12 protein-coding genes are annotated in these 17735 nt (G+C 74.6%); 4 read left to right on the top strand and 8 right to left on the bottom strand.

Annotated elements, in window-relative coordinates; all coding sequences use genetic code 11:
• Window positions 1–2 precede the first annotated feature (2 nt).
• Window positions 3–1802, bottom strand: coding sequence for a maltose alpha-D-glucosyltransferase (gene treS / locus NXY84_RS15040; protein WP_258723873.1), 1800 nt, complete (start codon window positions 1800–1802; stop codon window positions 3–5).
• Window positions 1799–3796: an alpha-1,4-glucan--maltose-1-phosphate maltosyltransferase gene (locus NXY84_RS15035; protein ID WP_258727229.1), complete on the bottom strand. Its 1998-nt coding sequence runs from the start codon at window positions 3794–3796 to the stop codon at window positions 1799–1801. The genes treS and NXY84_RS15035 overlap by 4 nt, the downstream gene beginning before the upstream one ends.
• A gap of 461 nt (window positions 3797–4257) precedes the next feature.
• Here NXY84_RS15035 and glgP point away from each other — a divergent pair, with 461 nt between their 5' ends.
• Window positions 4258–6846, top strand: coding sequence for an alpha-glucan family phosphorylase (gene glgP / locus NXY84_RS15030; protein WP_258723872.1), 2589 nt, complete (start codon window positions 4258–4260; stop codon window positions 6844–6846).
• Window positions 6847–6991: 145 nt separating this feature from the next.
• Here glgP and NXY84_RS15025 read toward each other — a convergent pair whose 3' ends face one another.
• The gene (locus NXY84_RS15025) at window positions 6992–8665 is read right to left on the bottom strand and encodes an FAD-binding dehydrogenase (protein ID WP_258723871.1); all 1674 of its coding nucleotides are present in this window, start codon (window positions 8663–8665) and stop codon (window positions 6992–6994) included.
• 111 nt (window positions 8666–8776) lie between these two features.
• Between NXY84_RS15025 and NXY84_RS15020 the strand changes: the two genes are divergently transcribed.
• Window positions 8777–9376 carry a hypothetical protein gene (locus NXY84_RS15020; protein ID WP_258723870.1) on the top strand — a complete coding sequence of 200 codons (600 nt, stop codon included), beginning with the start codon at window positions 8777–8779 and terminating at the stop codon, window positions 9374–9376.
• 89 nt (window positions 9377–9465) lie between these two features.
• Here NXY84_RS15020 and NXY84_RS15015 read toward each other — a convergent pair whose 3' ends face one another.
• Window positions 9466–10275 (bottom strand): metal-dependent hydrolase, encoded by an 810-nt coding sequence (locus NXY84_RS15015; protein ID WP_258723869.1) that lies wholly within the window; start codon window positions 10273–10275, stop codon window positions 9466–9468.
• 215 nt (window positions 10276–10490) lie between these two features.
• Window positions 10491–12746, bottom strand: coding sequence for a glycogen debranching protein GlgX (gene glgX / locus NXY84_RS15010; protein WP_396126245.1), 2256 nt, complete (start codon window positions 12744–12746; stop codon window positions 10491–10493).
• A gap of 72 nt (window positions 12747–12818) precedes the next feature.
• On the opposite strand from glgX, the gene NXY84_RS15005 reads away from it, so the two are divergent.
• Window positions 12819–13607, top strand: a complete 789-nt coding sequence (locus tag NXY84_RS15005; RefSeq protein ID WP_258723867.1) for an electron transfer flavoprotein subunit beta/FixA family protein — start codon at window positions 12819–12821, stop codon at window positions 13605–13607.
• Between the two features lie 28 nt (window positions 13608–13635).
• Complete coding sequence (locus NXY84_RS15000) at window positions 13636–14643, top strand: electron transfer flavoprotein subunit alpha/FixB family protein (RefSeq protein WP_258723866.1); 1008 nt, start codon at window positions 13636–13638, stop codon at window positions 14641–14643.
• Window positions 14644–14746: 103 nt separating this feature from the next.
• Here the strand turns inward: NXY84_RS15000 and NXY84_RS14995 are convergent, their stop codons facing one another.
• Genes NXY84_RS14995 through NXY84_RS14985 form a run of 3 tightly spaced genes read right to left on the bottom strand, consistent with a single transcriptional unit; the run spans window position 14747 to window position 17701 of the window.
• The gene (locus NXY84_RS14995; RefSeq protein WP_258723865.1) at window positions 14747–16408 is read right to left on the bottom strand and encodes a cellulose-binding domain-containing protein; all 1662 of its coding nucleotides are present in this window, start codon (window positions 16406–16408) and stop codon (window positions 14747–14749) included.
• A gap of 53 nt (window positions 16409–16461) precedes the next feature.
• Entirely contained in the window at window positions 16462–16686 is a 225-nt protein-coding gene (locus tag NXY84_RS14990; RefSeq protein ID WP_258723864.1) for a hypothetical protein, read from the bottom strand.
• Window positions 16687–16711: 25 nt separating this feature from the next.
• Entirely contained in the window at window positions 16712–17701 is a 990-nt protein-coding gene (locus NXY84_RS14985; protein ID WP_258723863.1) for a phosphotransferase family protein, read from the bottom strand.
• Window positions 17702–17735: the final 34 nt, after the last annotated feature.

The raw sequence follows: 17735 nt of genomic DNA, 5'->3' as shown, positions 1-17735 counted from the left end.
CGTCATCCTCCTGCCGTCCCGGCCGAGCCACCCGGGGTGAGCATCAGCCAGTAGAACTCGCGCGAGCCGAGCGTGATCTGCACGGTGCCCTCGGCCGTCACGTCGGGGAACTGCGCGCCACCGAAGACGTCGCGCAGCTGCGCGCCGGCGTAGCCGTCGAGGGTCACGGTCGTCGACCGCGGCGTCGCCGCCATGTTCGCCACGACGAGCAGCGTCTCCTCCTCGCTCGTCCGCAGGAACGTCAGGACCGCCTCGCTCGAGCTCGGGACCACCTCGAACTCGCCCTTGCCGAGCGACGGGTGCCGGCGCCGGACCGTGAGCATGCCGTGGATCCAGTGCAGCAGCGACGTCGGCTGCGCGAGCTGCGCCTCGACGTTGACGTGGCCGTAGTGGCTCACGAGCGACTGGTTGACCGGCAGGTAGAGCTGCCCGGGGTCGGCCGTCGAGAAGCCCGAGTTGCGGTCCGGGGTCCACTGCATCGGGGTGCGCACCGCGTCACGGTCGTGCAGCCAGATGTTGTCGCCCATCCCGATCTCGTCGCCGTAGTACAGGCAGGGGCTGCCCGGCAGCGAGAGCAGCAGCGCGTGCGCGAGCTCGATCTCCTTGCGCGAGTTGTCGAGCAGCGGCGACAGCCGGCGCCGGATCCCGACGTTGGCGCGCATGCGCGAGTCGGGCGCGTACCACCCGTACATCGACGCGCGCTCCTCGGTCGAGACCATCTCGAGGGTCAGCTCGTCGTGGTTGCGCAGGAAGGTGCTCCACTGCGCGCCCTTCGGGATCGCGGGCGTGTCCGCGAGGATCTCGACGATCTGGTTCGCCCGCTGGTCGCGGATCGAGTAGAAGATGCGCGGCATCACGGGGAAGTGGAAGCACATGTGGCACTCCGGCTCCTCCTCGGTGCCGAAGTAGTGCACGACGTCCTCGGGCCACTGGTTCGCCTCGGCCAGGATGATCCGCCCCGGGAACTCCGCGTCGATCGTGCGGCGCAGGAGCCGCAGGAACGCGTGCGTCTCCGGGAGGTTCTCGCAGTTCGTGCCCTCCGCCTCGAAGAGGTACGGCACGGCGTCGAGCCGGAAGCCGTCGACCCCGAGCTGGAGCCAGAACCGCGCGACGTCGAGCATCGACTCCACGACGCGGGGGTTCTCGAAGTTGAGGTCCGGCTGGTGGGAGAAGAACCGGTGCCAGAAGTACTGCCGGCGCACGGGGTCGAACGTCCAGTTCGACGTCTCGGTGTCGACGAAGATGATGCGCGCGTCGGGGTAGCGCGTGTTGTCGTCGCTCCACACGTAGAAGTCGCCGTACGGACCCTTCGGGTCGGCGCGCGACGCCTGGAACCACGGGTGCGCGTCGCTCGTGTGGTTCATGACGAGGTCGACCACGATGCGCATGCCGCGCGCGTGGGCCTCGTCGACGAGCTCGTGGAAGTCCGCGATCGAGCCGTACTGCGGGGCGATCGCGGTGTAGTCCGACACGTCGTATCCACCGTCGCGCATGGGCGACGGGTAGAACGGCGGCAGCCACAGGCAGTCGACACCGAGCCACTGCAGGTAGTCGAGCCGCGCGATGAGCCCGCGCAGGTCGCCGCTGCCGACGCCCGTCGAGTCGGAGAACGAGCGGATCATCACCTCGTAGAAGACCGCCGTCCGGTACCAGTCCGGGTCGTCCGAGAGCCCCGGGCGGGAGCCCGAGTCGGCGACCGCGGAGGCGGGCACGGCAGGCTGGCGGCGCGGGGGCAGCGCAGTGATCGCGATCTGCCCGGTCGACGGCGCGGGTGCGCGGCCGACTCCCGGCTGGGCGGTCACGCGCCCACCTGCACCACGTGCGCGCAGCGGACGTACGGGTCGAGCCGGACGTAGACCTGCTCGCCCCACGCGTACGTCTCGTCGGAGAGCACGTCATGGGCGACGAACTGGTGGGGTTCCTCGGCGCTCGGCGTGAGGCCGAGCGCGCGCAGGTCGAGGTGCACGAGACCCTCCCGGGTGCTGTGGGGGTCGAGGTTGACGACGACGATGATGGTGTCTGCGCGCCCGGTCGGCGAGTGCTCGGCGTCGAGGTGGCGCGAAAAGCACACGAGCGCGTCGTCGTTGGTCGGGTGGACCGTCAGGTTCCGGAGCTGCTGGAGCGCGGGGTGGGCACGGCGGATCTCGTTGAGCCGCTGCAGGAGGGTCGCGATCCCGAGGCCGTCGGCGACGGACCAGTCGCGCGGCCGGAACTCGTACTTCTCGTTGTCGATCTGCTCCTCGACGCCGGGCCGCGGGACGTTCTCGACGAGCTCGTAGCCCGAGTAGATGCCCCACGTCGGGGAGCCGAGCGCCGCGAGCACCGCACGGACCGCGAAGCCCGCGACGCCGCCGTGCTGCAGGTACGGCGGCAGGATGTCGTGGGTCGTCGGCCAGAAGCTCGGCCGCATCCACGAGCCCTGCTCGCCCGAGACCTCCGCGAGGTACTCCTCGAGCTCGTCCTTCGTGTTGCGCCACGTGAAGTACGTGTACGACTGGTGGAACCCGATGCGCGCGAGGTTGAGCATCATCGCGGGGCGCGTGAACGCCTCGGACAGGAAGATCACCTCGGGGTGCGCGGCCCGGACGTCCGCGAGCAGCCACTCCCAGAACGGCAGCGGCTTGGTGTGCGGGTTGTCGACGCGGAACAGCGTGACCCCGTGGTCGATCCAGACCTGCAGCACGCGCCGGATCTCCGCGGCGATGCCCTGCGGGTCGTTGTCGAAGTTCAGGGGGTAGATGTCCTGGTACTTCTTGGGCGGGTTCTCGGCGTAGGCGATGGAGCCGTCGGCGCGCGTCGTGAACCACTCGGGGTGCTCGGCGACCCACGGGTGGTCGGGGGAGCACTGCAGCGCGACGTCGAGCGCGACCTCCATGCCGAGGCCCTTCGCCCGTGCCACGAACGCGTCGAAGTCCTCGAACGTCCCGAGGCTCGGCTCGATCGCGTCGTGCCCGCCGTCCTTCGAACCGATCGCGTACGGGGAGCCCGGGTCGCCCGGCACGGTCGTGAGCGAGTTGTTGCGGCCCTTGCGGTGCGTCGTGCCGATCGGGTGGATCGGGGTCAGGTAGACGACGTCGAAGCCCATCCCGGCGACGCGCGGGAGCTCCTCGGCGGCCGTGCGCAGCGTCCCGGACGTCCACGTGTCGGTCACCGGGTCGTGCACCGCGCCGTGCGAGCGCGGGAACAGCTCGTACCACGAGCCGGCGAGCGCGAGCGGGCGGTCGACGACGAGCGGGTACACCGGCGAGGGGCTGAGGAGCTCACGCACCGGGTACGCGTCGAGCACGGCGCGGACCTCAGGGGAGACCCCCGCGGCGAGGCGGGCGGCGGGCGGGCGCGCGGTGTCGCGCAGCGCCCTCACGGCGTCGGTCAGCACGCGCGCGGCCTTCGCGGGGGCTTTCTCGGCGCCGGTGCGGGCCGCGGCGCGCTCGAGCAGCAGCGCGCCCTCGGTGAGCATGAGCTCGGTGTCGACGCCCGCGGCCACCTTGATCTCGGCGTCGTGGCGCCACGTCCCGTACGGGTCGGACCAGCCTTCGACGCGCAGGCCCCAGCGGCCGGGCTCGTCGGGCACGAGACGGGCCTCGAAACGGTCGAGGCCCGGGGCGATGTCCACCATGCGCGCGCTCGCGCGGTCCCGACCGTCCGGCCCGACGAGCACGGCGGTCGCGGCGACCGCGTCGTGCCCCTCGCGGAACACCGTCGCCCGGACCGGGACGACCTCGCCGACGACGGCCTTGGCGGGCCACCGGCCGGCCTCGACGACCGGCGAGACGTCGACGACCGGGATGCGCCCGATCGGCGGGCCGGCCGGTGCGGGCGGGGGAGTCGGGGCGCTCGCGGCCCGGGTGCGGGTCGTCGCCCCGGCGGCGGTCCGCGTCCGCGGGGCGGCTGCCGCCGCGGTGGCCCGCGTGCGGGGGGCAGCGGCCGGGGGTTCCGCAGACGCGGCCGGCGGCGTGGCGGACGCCGCGGTCCGCCTCCTCGGTGCCGCTGCCGGGGCTGCCGCGGGAGCCGCCGGCGCGGTGGCCGGCGTGCGCGGGTTCGCGGCGCGAGGCGTCCGGGTGCGGGCCGGCCGAGGGGTCGCCGCAGCGGCGTCCGGGCCGGTCGGGGGAGGTGTCTGCGTCACACGACGAACCTATCCACTCCATCCCGGTACGGGCATCCGCTGGGGCGTGTCCCGGCCGGGCGGCGCGGACGCGTTCACACGCCCGTGACCTCGGTGGGGTGTGCGGGCGCGGGGACGTGCGTACGCTCGGACAGGTGAGAGCCATCCGACGATTCACGGTCCGTACCCTCCTGCCGGTCGAGCTCGCTGACCTGGACGAGCTCGCCCACAACCTCCGATGGTCGTGGCACGCGCCCACGCGCGACCTGTTCGCGGAGATCGACCGCGACCTGTTCGCGCAGGTCGGGCGCGACCCCGTGGCGCTCCTCGGGGCCCTGGCGCCCGAGCGCCTCGCCTCGCTCGCCGGGGACGAGGCCTTCGTGCAGCGCGTCCGCGAGACCGTCGAGGACCTCCACCACTACCTGAGCGCCCCGCGCTGGTACCAGCAGCAGAGCGACGACGCGCGCGGCAGCCTGCCCACGTCGATCGCGTACTTCTCGCCCGAGTTCGGCATCACGTCCGTCCTCCCGCAGTACTCCGGCGGCCTCGGGATCCTCGCGGGCGACCACCTCAAGAGCGCCTCCGACCTCGGCGTGCCGATCGTCGGCGTCGGCCTGCTGTACGGCGCCGGGTACTTCAAGCAGTCCCTCACGCGCGACGGCTGGCAGGTCGAGACGTACCCGGTGCTCGACCCCGACGGCCTCCCGCTGACGCTCGTGCGTGAGGAGGACGGCACGCCCGCCGTCGTCACGGTCGACCTGCCCGGCGGGCGCGTGCTGCACGCGCACGTGTGGAGCGCCGCCGTCGGCCGCGTCCCGCTGCTCATGCTCGACTCGAACGTCCCCGAGAACGACGAGGCCGCGCGCCGCGTCACCGACCGCCTGTACGGCGGCGGCGGCGAGTACCGCCTGCAGCAGGAGCTCCTGCTCGGCGTCGGCGGCGTGCGCGCGCTGCGGCTCTGGTCGCGCCTGACCGGCGCGCCCGAGCCCGAGGTCTTCCACATGAACGAGGGCCACGCGGGCTTCCTCGGCGTCGAGCGGATCCGCGAGCTCGTCACCGAGAAGGGCCTCGGCTTCGACGAGGCGCTCGAGGCCGTGCGCGCCGCGACCGTGTTCACGACGCACACCCCCGTGCCCGCCGGCATCGACCGGTTCGAGGCGAAGCTCGTCGCCCAGTACTTCGGCGGCGACCGCGCGGTCGAGGGCCTCCCGGTCGAGCGCGTGCTCGCGCTCGGCGCCGAGGACCACGAGGGCGGCGACCCGCTGCTGTTCAACATGGCGCTCATGGGCCTGCGGCTCGGCGGGCGCGCGAACGGCGTCTCGCTGCTGCACGGCGCGGTCTCGCGCGGGATGTTCAGCGGGCTGTGGCCGGGCTTCGACGACGCCGAGGTGCCGATCAGCTCGATCACGAACGGTGTGCACGCGCCCACGTGGGTCGACCGACGCCTCGTCGACGTCGCCGCCCGTGCGCTCGGCGCCGACGAGATCGCGACAGGCAACGGCTGGCTGCGCGGGGACGGCGTGAGCGACCAGGACCTGTGGGAGCTGCGCCGCACGCTGCGCGCCCAGCTCGTCGAGGACGCGCGCTCGCGCCTGCGGGCCTCCTGGAAGCAGCGCGGGGCGAGCCCGGCGGAGCTCGGCTGGGTCGACGACGTGCTCTCGCCCGACGTGCTGACCATCGGGTTCGCGCGCCGCGTGCCGACGTACAAGCGCCTGACGCTCATGCTGCGCGACCCCGAGCGGCTGCGCTCGCTGCTGCTCGACCCCGACAAGCCGGTCCAGCTCGTCATCGCGGGCAAGTCGCACCCGGCCGACGACCAAGGCAAGCGCCTCATCCAGCAGCTCGTCCGGTTCACCGACGAGGCCGACGTCCGCCACCGCATCGTGTTCCTGCCGAACTACGACATCGCGATGGCCAAGACGCTCTACCCCGGCTGCGACGTGTGGCTCAACAACCCGCTGCGCCCGCTCGAGGCGTGCGGGACGTCGGGCATGAAGGCCGCGCTCAACGGCGGCCTCAACCTCTCGATCCTCGACGGCTGGTGGGACGAGTGGTTCGACGGCGAGAACGGCTGGGCGATCCCGACGGCCGACGGCGTCGAGGACCCGGACCGCCGCGACGACCTCGAGGCGTCGGCGCTCTACGACCTCATCGAGAACCAGGTCGCCGCGCGCTTCTACGACCGCGACGACGCAGGGCTCCCCGTGCACTGGCTGAGCATGGTGCGGCACACGCTCGCGACGCTCGGCCCGAAGGTCCAGGCGACGCGCATGGTGGCCGACTACGTGCAGCACCTGTACGTGCCCGCGGCGGCCGGCGGTCGCTCGCTCAACGGCTCGGCCGACTACGACGGCGCGCGTGAGCTCGCCGCGTGGAAGAGCAAGGTCCGCACGGGCTGGTCGCAGGTCCGCGTCGACCACGTCGAGTCCGGCGGCGTCGGCGAGGTCGCGAAGGTCGGCGACACGCTGCACGTCAAGGCGTACATCTCGCTCGGCGAGCTGGGCCCGCAGGACGTCGAGGTGCAGGTCGTGCACGGCAAGGTCTCGGAGGCCGACGAGCTCGGCTCGTTCACCGTCGCGGCGCTCGCGCCGACCGAGACGTTCGAGGCCGGACGCCACGCGTTCGCGGGCGACGTCCGGCTCGACGCCTCGGGGCCGTTCGGGTACACCGTGCGCGTCGTGCCCAAGCACAAGGGCCTGAGCTCGATCGCCGACGTGGGGCTCGTCGCCAACGCGGCGTCCTGACCGCACCGCACGTCCCGTGGGGCCCGTCGCCGTCCACCGGCGGCGGGCCCCACGGCTGTCCCCGCCGGGCCGCCGCTGCCGGCCCGGCGGCCCGACGACGTGCGCGGGCGTGGCCGGGCGCTGAAGCCGCACGCGGGTGCGGGCGTCAGTCCCCGAGCTCGGCGGCGAGCGCGCGCCCCGCGGTGCGGCCGGTGTGCAGGCACCCCCCGAGGAACGTGCCCTCGAGGGCGCGGTGGCCGTGCACGCCGCCGCCGCCGAAGCCCGCGGCCTCGCCGACCGCCCACAGCCCGGGCAGCACCGTCCCGTCAGGGCGCAGCGCGCGCGCCGAGGTGTCGGTGAGGACGCCCCCGAGCGTCTTGCGGGTCAGCACCGACAGGCGCACCGCGAGCAGCGGCCCGTGCGCCGGGTCGAGCATCGCGTGCGGCTTCGCGACGCGGATCACGCGGTCGACGACGTACCGCCGGGCCATCGCCGTGGCGACGACCTGGTGGTCCTTGCCCAGCCCGGACGCGACCTGCTGGTCGCGCTCACGGATCGTGCGCCCGAGCGCGTCGGGGTCGATGCGACGCGTGCCGGTCAGCGCGTTCATCCGCGCGGCGAGGGCCGCCGGGGAGTCGGCCCACAGGAACTCGGGCGACTCCGCCGCGAACGCCTCGACCGGCCCGACCGCACCGGGGAGCACGCGCTGCAGCAGCAGGCGCACGTCCTTGCCGGTCAGGTCGGGGTTCTGCTCGGAGCCGGAGAGCGCGAACTCGGAACCCAGGATCGTCTTGTCGAGCACGAACCACGAGTGGTCGTCGCCCCGGCCGGCGATGTGCTGGAGCGCCCCGAGCGAGTCGAACCCGGGGAACAGCGGGGCGGGGAGCCGGTGGCCGTCGGCGTCGAGCCACAGCGAGGACGGTCCGGCGAGGATGCGGATGCCGTGCCGGCCCCACACGGGGGAGTGGTTCGTGATGCCCTCGGGGTAGTGCCACATGCGGTCCTCGTGCACGACGGCGGCGCCCGCGTCCCTGGCGGCGACGATCCCCGAGCCGTCGACCGAGTCCGGGACGCCGGACAGCATGCGCTCCGGGAGCCGGCCCGCGGTCGACGGCCACGTCGCGCGCACGAGGTCGTGGTTCGCGCCGATGCCGCCCGTCGCGACGACGACGGCGCTCGCGGACACCTCGAAGCCGCCGACGACCTCGCGCGAGCTCGGCACCGCCCGCTCCACCGCGTCACGAGCGAGGACGTCGCCTCGCACGCCGACGACCCGCCCGTCACGCTCCACGAGGCCCGTCGCCCGGTGGCGCGTGCGCACCTCGACGAGGCCGGAGCGGTGCGCGTCGAGCAGCGCCCGGGCGAACGGCTCGACGATCCCCGGCCCGGTGCCCCACGTGACGTGGAAGCGCGGGACCGAGTTGCCGTGGCCCCCGGCGAGGCCGCCGCCCCGCTCGGCCCACTGCACGAGCGGGAACCAGCGGACCCCGAGGCCGTGCAGCCAGGGGCGGAGCTCGCCGGCCGCGAAGTCGACGAAGCTCTCGGCCCACGCACGCCCGTGGTGGTCGGGGCTGCCGGGACCGGTGTCGGGCGCGAACCCGGCGGAGCCGAGCCAGTCGGCGAGCGCGAGCTCGGCGGAGTCGTGCACGCCGAGGCGGCGCTGCTCGGGGGAGCCGACGAGGAACAGCCCGCCGAACGACCACCACGCCTGACCGCCGATGCCCGACGACGGCTCGGTGTCGAGCAGGAGCACCCGGCGCCCGGCGCGCGTGAGCTCGGCGGTGGCGACGAGCCCGGCGAGGCCCGCACCGATGACCACGACGTCGGCGTTGTCCGTCATGCGGGCACCCTACCTGCGGCGGAGGTCGCTCCTGAGGCGTATGCCCGCGCTTCACCGGGTCGGGCTCGCGGTGGATGCGTGGGCCGCGTCGAGCCCTCGACGATGGGAGCCATGACGACGACCTTCACAGCGTCCCGCGTCCTGACCGCCCTCGCCTCCGGCCTGGCCACCACCGCCTACTACGCGACCCCGGACGTGATCCCCTCCCGCACCGCCCGCGGCTGGGTGAAGGCCGGACTCGCCGCGGCGTCCGTCGCCGTCGAGCTGCCGAACCTGCGTGCCGAGCTCGCGTCCCGCCGGGCTGCTGCCGCTGCTGCGGCCGCCGCCGCCGACGACGACCGGGCGTCGACCGAGCGGTCCCTGCGCGCGGGCGGCGCCCTCGACGCGGACGGCTCCGGCGCGGGCGGCAGCCCCGGTGCGGACGGCACCCCCGGTGCGGACGGCGCCGAGCCGTCGCCGTCGCCGTCGCCGTCCCGCCTCCGGGTCGTCGCGCTCGGTGCGGTCGCCGTCGCCGGCGTCGCCTCCGTCGTCGGGACGGTCGCCGCCGAGCGCTGGATCTTCCGGCGCGGTGAGGCGCGCGCCGCCGCGGGGGTGCGGTTCGCCCACACCCGCGCCGCTGCGGTCCTCGGTGCGCTCACGGTCGCGGCCGCGCTGGTCCCGCCCCTACCCGACGACGAGGACGCGGGCGTCGCCGCCGTCCGGACGGCCTGACCGGGGCGGCGGGGCGGCGGGCGCTGGGCGCTCGGTCGCGACGCGGGCACCGGCGACATGATCATCGCCCTGTCCATGCCCGCCACCGGTCAGCCCGTGAGCTCCGCGAGCACGCGCGCGGGCAGCCACCGCGAGGCGGACTCGAGCATCCCGACGAACGCCACGACGAGCCCGTAGCACGCGTACAGGCCCACGGGCACGGCGAGGGCCCACTCGCGCACCGAGCCGGTGCGCCCCAGCACCGGGACCCCGCCCCAGCCGTTGCGCTGCCACACGCGCCGCAGCACCCGGTTCTCCGCCCACCACCGCGGCGGGTCCGGGGTCCACGGCCAGAGCAGCGGGACCCCGCCGGTCGTCAGCGCGTCGCCGAGCACGTGCACCGCGGCGCCCAGCGTGACGCACACCGCGAGCCAGGTGGGGTCCTCGGGGGCGAAGACCGTGATCGCGGCGGCGACCCCCGTGGCGAGCAGCCACGACCGGAGCCACGTGGCGTCGCTCGTCATGCGCAGCGCCTTCGCGGCGTACGCGACCAGGAGCAGCGAGACCACGCCCGCTCCGACCGCGAGGGTCCCGACCGGGCTCGGCACCCGCACGGCGCCGAGCAGCAGCGCGAGGCCGGCGAACACCGCGATGCCGAGCAGCGAGTGCGTCCCGTGCCGGTGACCGCCCGAGACGTGCGCGACCCCGCGGGTGACGAGGCGCGAGAGCGGCGGCAGCGAGTGGCTGATCGTCCCCGCGTGGTGGTCGGCGTCGGGCAGCATCGCCGCGCCCGCGCACACCGCGGCGCCGATCAGCAGCCCGCTCGAGTGCACGGGGTACCAGCCGAGCATCAGCGGTCCCGAGCCGGCGACGGCGAACCAGGCCGCGGCCCCGGTCGCCGCGTGGTTCGCGCCCATCATCGTGCGGAGCTCTCCCGTCGTGCCGTCGTCGCCGGCGGACCTCGACGGCTCGCCCGGCGCCGGAACCTACTACGGCACGAGAACGGACGAATCATGATAGAAGGCGCAGGTCAGCGACGCGCACGCTCTAGGTCGGGTGCTCGCCGGACGCGCCCGCGCCAGGTCACGAGGACGAGCCGCTGCGGCCGCGGGGAGCGGCTCCGGTGTGCGCGGGGTCAGTGACCGGTGCGGGTCAGGTAGACCCGCATGCTCAGCGCCTCGAGCAGCACGCTCTCGCCCGGCGCCGGGTGCAGTGCGCCGTTGATCGCCGCCGCGCTCAGCTCGTCGGGCCGTTCCCACGTCGAGTCCCACGCGAGCTCCCAGCCGGCGTCCGGCGCGGCCGCGAGCGCGACCTCGACCGCGTCGAGCGCCCCGTTCACCGCGAGCAGGACGCTGCGACCGCCGTCGGCCGCGGCGCGCACCATCTGGAGCGTGCGGATCGACGGGTCGTGCCAGCGGGCGTGGTCGAGCTCGACGCCGTCGGGCCCGAACCAGGCGAGATCGGGCGGGCCGCCCTCGGTCACGGGCGCGCCGGTGAAGAACCGCGTCGTGCGCAGCGCCGCGTTCTCCCGGCGCAGGCGCAGGAGGTGGCGCGCGGTCGCGAGCAGGTCCTGCCGCCACGGCGCGAGGTCCCACGACACCCACGAGAGCTCGCCGTCCTGGCAGTACGCGTTGTTGTTGCCGAGCTGGGTCCGGCCGAGCTCGTCGCCCGCGGTGATCATCGGCGTCCCCGCGGCGAGCACGAGGGTCGCGAACAGGTTGCGGATCGAGCGGCGGCGCAGCGGCAGGATGTCGGCGCCGACCGAGTCCGCGCGCAGCGGACCCTCGATGCCGTGGTTCCACGACCGGTTGTCGTTCGACCCGTCGCGGTTGTTCTCCCCGTTCGCGGCGTTGTGCTTGTGCTCGTAGGCGACGAGGTCGGCCATCGTGAAGCCGTCGTGCGCCGTGACGTAGTTGACCGACGCGACCGGACCGCGGGCGAGCGGCGGGTCGCCGTGGCCGAAGAGGTCGACCGAGCCGGCCAGGCGCGTCGCGAGCGCGCGGACCCGGTGCCCGGGCAGGCCGTGCGCGGCGCGGGCCGGGTCGGCGAGCCAGAACGAGCGGACCGCGTCGCGGAACCGGTCGTTCCACTCGGCCATCGGCGCGGGGAAGTGCCCCGTGCGCCACCCGCCGGGCCCGACGTCCCACGGCTCGGCGACGAGCTTGAGCCCGTGCAGGCTCGGGTCGGTCGTGAGCGCGACGAGGAAGGGGTGGTCGGGGTCGTAGCCATCGGGGCCGCGCCCGAGCGTGACCGCGAGGTCGAAGCGGTAGCCGTCGACGCCGATCTCGTCGGCCCAGTAGCGCAGCGAGTCCATCGCCAGCTGGACGACCTCGGGCCGCCGGAAGTCGAGCGAGTTCCCCGTCCCGGTCATGTCCGCGAGCGCGGCGGGGGAGCTGCCGTCGTGCAGGTAGTAGCGCGCGTTGTCGAGCCCGCGCCAGCTCAGGTGCTGGCCGGGCAGCCCGCCCTCGCAGGTGTGGTTGTAGACGACGTCCAGCAGGACCTCGAGCCCCGCCTCGTGCAGCGCGTGCACCGTGGCGCGCACCTCGGCGAGCACCGCGGCCGGGCCGGCCTCGCGGGCCGCCTGCGTCGCGTACGCCGCGTGCGGGGCGAAGAACCCCAGGGTGTTGTAGCCCCAGTAGTTGGTCAGCCCCCTCTCGAGCAGGTGCGGCTCGGACGCCGACGCGTGCACCGGGAGCAGCTCGACCGCGGTGACGCCGAGGGACAGCAGGTGGTCGAGCGTCGCGGGGTGCGCGAGGCCGGCGTACGTCCCGCGCAGCTCGGGTGGCAGCGTGGGCAGTCGCTGCGTGAGCCCGCGGACGTGCGCCTCGTAGACGACGGTCTCCGACCAGGGGCCGGCCGGGCGGTTGGCGGCCGGGTCGGGGCCCAGCGCACGGACGGCACGGGCGTCGACGACGACGGAGTGCGGCACGTGCGGCGCGGAGTCGCGCGGGTCCGCCGCGCCGTAGGGGTCGCCGACGAGGTCGTCGCCGACGACGTGCCCGTACGTCTCGGGCCGGTGCGCGACCTCGCCGACCAGCCCGCGCGCGTACGGGTCGACGAGCAGCTTCGCGGGGTTGTAGCGGTGGCCGCCGACGGGGTCCCACGCCCCGTGCGCGCGGAAGCCGTACCGCTGACCGGCCTCCACGCCGTCGACGTAGGCCCAGAAGACGCCGTGCTCGGGCCCGTCGAGCGGGATGCGCCGCTCGTCCCACGACGGCGCGCCACCGGCGGGCGCGTCCGGGGTGCCGAGCAGGCACAGGTCGACGGCGCGGGCGTGCGGCGCACGCACGGCGACGCTCACGCCCCCGTCGACGACGTGGACGCCGAGCGGGGGCACGGGCCGGCGGCGGGGCGCGGGCTGGGGCGGTTCGGCGTGGTGCACGGCGCCCATTGTGAACCCCCCAGGTTTCCGGCACTGGACACCCGGTGGGTGACCTCGGCCGGTGCGGGTAACGTTCCGCGCGTGAGAATCGTGGTGTGCGTCAAGCACGTGCCGGACATCCAGTCGGAGCGGGCGCTCGGACCCGACGGTCGCGTCGTGCGCGACCAGGGGGACGGGACGCTCAACGAGCTCGACGAGAACGCCCTCGAGGCGGCGCTCGCGCTCGTCGAGGAGCACGGCGGCGAGGTCGTCGCGCTCACCGTCGGGCCGGACGACGCGGTCGACGCGGTCCGCAAGGGCCTGCAGATGGGCGCCGAGCAGGCGGTCCACGTGCTCGACGACGGCATCGCGGGCTCCGACGTGTTCGGGACGGCGACGGTGCTCGCGGCCGCGGTCCGCCGCATCGGCGCGGACGCCCCCGTCGACCTCGTGGTGACCGGCATGGCGGGGCTCGACGGGCTCACGTCGCTGCTGCCGAGCGCCCTCGCGCACCTGCTCGACCTGCCGCAGCTCACGCTCGCCGCCGAGCTCACGGTCGCCGACGGTGCCGTCACGGTGCGCCGCGAGCTCGATCACGCGAGCGAGGTCCTCAGCGCGCCGCTGCCGGCGCTCGTCTCGGTCACCGACCAGACGAACGACCCGCGCTACCCGAACTTCAAGGGCATCATGGCCGCCCGCAAGAAGCCCGTCGACGTGCTGACGCTCGCCGACCTGGGCGTCGACCCCGCGTCGGTCGGCGGCGACGCCGCCTTGACGGAGGTCGTCGAGGCGGCCCCGCGCCCGGCGCGCGAGAACCGCGTGCTGGTCAACGACGACGGCGAGGCGGGTCTGCGGCTCGCCGCGTGGCTCGTCGAGAACAAGCTGGTCTGAGCACCGAGTCCCGGAGGACCGCACCATCATGACGACGACCCTGACCGGCCCCGTGCTCGTGCTGCTCGACCACGCGTCGACCGGTGCCCTGCGCACGACCGTCCTCGAGCTCCTCACGATCGCCCGTGGCCTCGGCACCGTGCACGGCGCGTGGGTCGGGGCCGCCGGCACCCCGGCCGCCGCCGGACCCGACGACGCGACGCTCGCCCTGCTCGGTGAGCACGGCGCCGAGGCCGTGCACGTGGTCGACCTCGGCCCGGCCGACGCACGGCTCAGCCCGGTCGTCGCGGAGGGCCTCACGGCGCTCGCGGCCGGCACCGGGGCGTCGGCCCTGCTGCTGACCTCCTCGTTCGAGAACAAGGAGGTCGCCGCGCGCGTCGGCCTCGCGGCGCGCGCCGGGGTCGTCGTCGACGCCTCGGGCGCGGGGGTCGACGACCAGGGCCGGGTCGTGGCCGCGAAGACGGTGTTCGCGGGCACCTGGAACACGCGCTGCGCGATCCGCACCGACCTCGGGGTCGTCGCGCTCAAGGCCAACTCCGTCCAGGCCGTCCCCGCGGACGCCGCGACGGTCCCGGCGATCGCGCGGCTGTCCGTCGCCGTGACCGAGGCGGCGGGCCGGACGAGCATCGTCGAGCACACCGAGCGCGTCGCGTCCGACCGCCCGGCGCTCGGCGAGGCGCAGGTCGTCGTCGTCGGTGGACGCGGCACCAACGGCGACTTCTCGGCGGTCGAAGAGCTCGCGGACGTGCTCGGCGGAGCCGTCGGCGCCACGCGCGTCGCGACCGACGAGGGCTGGATCGCGCACGACGCGCAGATCGGCCAGACCGGCGTCACGATCGCCCCCAAGCTCTACATCGGCGCGGGCGTCTCGGGTGCGGTGCACCACCGCGGCGGGATGCAGTCGTCCGGCACGATCGTCGCCGTGAACTCCGACCCGGAGTCGCCGATCTTCGAGATCGCGGACTACGGCATCGTGGGCGACCTGTTCACCGTGCTGCCGCAGACGGCCGCGGAGCTGCGTCGCCTCCAGGGCTGAGCGCGCTCGCGGTCGGCCGGCCACGCCGACGGGGGCGTGCGACACCGGACGGGCCGGTACGACGGGGTAGCCCCCGCCGTACCGGCCCGTCCGCGCGCGGCGGTCAGCTCGCGGTGCAGGTCGCGGTGATCCCGCTCCCGCTGCCCGTGGCCTGGAAGCCGACCTCGGTCGCCTGACCGGCGGCGAGCGCGCCGTTCCAGCCGGCGTTCGTCAGCTGCACCGCACCGGAGCTCGCGCTGCGGTTCGCGTTCCACGTGCTCGTGATGGTCGCTCCGCCGGGCAGCATCAGGCCGACGGTCCACCCCCGGATCGCCGAGGAGCCGGCGGTGACCCGCACGTTGACGACGAAGCCGCCGTTCCACTGGTTGACCGACGTGGTGGCGGTGCAGCCGGCCCCCGGGTTCGTCGTCGGAGTCGGTTCCGGCGTGACGGTCGGGGTGGGTGTCGGCTCGGACGTGACCGTCGGCGTCGGCGTGGACGTCACCGTGGGCGTCGGCTCGGGGCCGGCGTGCAGCGTCGGCGTCTGCCAGGAGCGCCACTGCGCGAGGCTCCCCTGCGCGCGGCTCGAGATGCGCACCACGCCGGGTGCGCTCCCGGTGCCGAGCAGGAACTTCTGGATGTTCTGCTGCAGCGGCGTGCGCCACTCGGGCCGGTTGGCGCAGTGGCTGCCGTCCTGCACGTCGGACCAGTACGTGAGGTTCTCGCCGGCTCCGAGCGCGCGGTAGACCTCCGCCCCGCCGAGGGCAGCGACGCTCGCGGACCGGGGACCCAGGTTGGCGATGTGCGGGTTGTCCATGATGAACAGCCCGCGCGGGGCGACGAGGCCGACGACCTGGTGGGTGTCGATCGGCAGCCGGTTGGGGCTCCCGGTGAAGGTGCCGAACGCGTCGCCGAGCCAGGGCTGCTCGCCGTAGGCGCTGCTCAGGCTCTGCGCGCCCTCGCCGGGGATGCCGCGGAAGATCGGGACGCCCGCGCTGCCGGACTCGATGGGCATCGTGAGCGCGATGCGCTGGTCGAACGCGCCCGCGACGAACGCGCCCTTGCCGAACCGCGAGCAGCCGGTCACGCCCGTCGCGTCGGCCTTCAGGATCGTGCCGCCCGACTGCTCGATCACGTCGATGATCCGGCTCACGCCCCACGCCCAGGACATCAGGAGGCCGGTGCCGCTCGACGAGCCGTAGAGCGTGTAGAACGCCCCCTGCTTGTTCGCCCGACCGGTGCCCTCCTTGCCGACCGCGTACGGGTCGTAGCTGATGACGGCGGCCCCGGCAGCCTTGATCGCCGCGGTGTCGCTGCCGAAGCCGCCGTAGACGATCACGGCGGGGAACGGCCCGGTGCCGCTGGGGAGGTCGACCCCGGCGGTGAAGCTCGAGCTCCGGCCCTGGTGGGACGCGTTCACGGTGATGCTCGTCCGCGACACGGTCCCGGAGACGGTCGGCCGGGTCGGCTTCTCACCGTAGACGAACCTCTCGGCGAGCCGCCGGGTGAGCTCGCGCTGGCAGCGCCAGTCCGCGCGCGAGGCGATGCGGGTGCCGTCGAGGCGTGCGAAGGGGTCGGGCAGCTGGGCGTTCGTGGGCAGCGACGACGCCTCGGGCAGCGCGGGGACGGCGCAGCCCGCGCCCTCGTTCTCGACGGCCGAGGCGAACGGCGCCGCGTGGGCGGTCTCGGCGCGGGGGATGTCGGCGAGCGCCGCGGCGGCCGTGAGTGCGGCGACCGCCAGGACGACGACCGTCGTGCGGGTCTTCGAGCGGCCCGATCTGGTCACAGGGCTCTCCCTCCGGGTGGAGGCGACGCCTCGCCATCGAGGAGACCGCGAAACTATCGCCGTTCTTCCCGGGAGTCTTCCCGGTCGACCCGAGAGTCCGGGTCGCGCACAGGCGTGTCCAGCGACTGAATCCCTTCGACCGCATCTGCACCGGTGGAGAACCCGTCGGGTGCGCCGGAGGCGTCGCGCGGCGGCTGCGCGACGTTCTTCCGCAGCACGCCGGACTCGATGATCGCGGCGTCCGGGCGGCCGCGGTCGACGGCAGTGTGCGCGCTCACACGCGAAAGTTCCGGTGCCGCAACGTCAGGCGAGGTCGCGCAGCCACGCCAGCGCCTGCGCCCCCTGGGCACGCTGGAACCGCCGCAGGTTCGGGATCCCGAGCGGCGCCGGCTGCAGCGACCCGTAGGCGAAGAAGCCCGCCAGCCCGGCGAGCCCCGCGCGCAGGTCCTCGGGCGCGACGCCCTCCGAGACCGGGTGCGACCAGAAGATCTCCTGCGGGTCGCCCCCGCCCTGCATCGCGATGCTCGGCAGCATGAAGGCCAGGTCGAGCCACGGCGCGCCGACGCTCGCGTGCGGCCAGTCGATGAGCGCCACGCGGTTCCGGTCGCGGTCGATCATGATGTTGTCGGCCCGCAGGTCCCCGTGCACGAGCGCGTCGCCGGCGCACACCCGCAGGGCGTCCTGCTCCCACCGCACCAGGTCGTCGAGGTGCTCGTGCGCCCACCGGCCCAGGTCGCCGGCGAGGCGTGCGGCGCCCTCGAGCTCCTCGTGCGGCCAGCGGGCGAGCGAGCGCCAGCCCGTGAAGTCGGGTGCGAGGAGGTCGTCCGTGCGCGGCAGCCGGTGCCCGGTCAGCGGCTGCGCGTGGGCCAGGGGGACGAGCGCGTCGAGCACGAGCGCCAGCTCCTCCGGGTCCCACGGCAGGAGCGGCGGGCGGCCGTGCGAGACCTCGAACCCCAGCAGGACCCAGTCGCCGTCCTCGTCGAACCACAGCAGGCGCGGCGCGGGGACCTCGGGCGGGAGCGCCGCCGCCGCGCGGATCTCCGCGCGGGCGAACTCGGGGGACGTCGGGTTCTGCTCGGGGGAGACCGCCTTGACGAACACCCCACGCCCGTCGGCCAGCTCGAGGACCGCGGCGAAACCCGGGCTGAACCCCGTCGTCGCGCTCGTCTCGGCGCTCACCTGAGACCCCGCGAGCTCCGCGATGCGCGCGCGCACGGCCCGCGGCAGGTCGCGCCAGTCGAGGCGCTGACCGCTGAAGGCCAGCGGCGAGGGGTAGACGGCGTCGGGACTCACGCACACATCCTGCCAGCGCGGTTCGTACACTCGT

This window comes from Cellulomonas sp. NS3, assembly GCF_024757985.1.
In the GTDB taxonomy this organism is placed as follows: domain Bacteria; phylum Actinomycetota; class Actinomycetes; order Actinomycetales; family Cellulomonadaceae; genus Cellulomonas_A.
The sequence above is the reverse complement of the archived record's forward strand: the minus strand, read 5'-3'. Positions and strand labels throughout refer to the sequence as shown.

Bases quoted from the DNA above. Each gene is read 5' to 3' on its own strand.
- NXY84_RS15015 (WP_258723869.1), bottom strand. From the start codon at position 10,275: ATGATGGGCGCGAACCACGCGGCGACCGGGGCCGCGGCCTGGTTCGCC.
- glgX (WP_396126245.1), bottom strand. From the start codon at position 12,746: ATGGGCGCCGTGCACCACGCCGAACCGCCCCAGCCCGCGCCCCGCCGC.
- NXY84_RS15000 (WP_258723866.1), top strand. From the start codon at position 13,636: ATGACGACGACCCTGACCGGCCCCGTGCTCGTGCTGCTCGACCACGCG.
- NXY84_RS15020 (WP_258723870.1), top strand. From the start codon at position 8,777: ATGACGACGACCTTCACAGCGTCCCGCGTCCTGACCGCCCTCGCCTCC.
- NXY84_RS15025 (WP_258723871.1), bottom strand. From the start codon at position 8,665: ATGACGGACAACGCCGACGTCGTGGTCATCGGTGCGGGCCTCGCCGGG.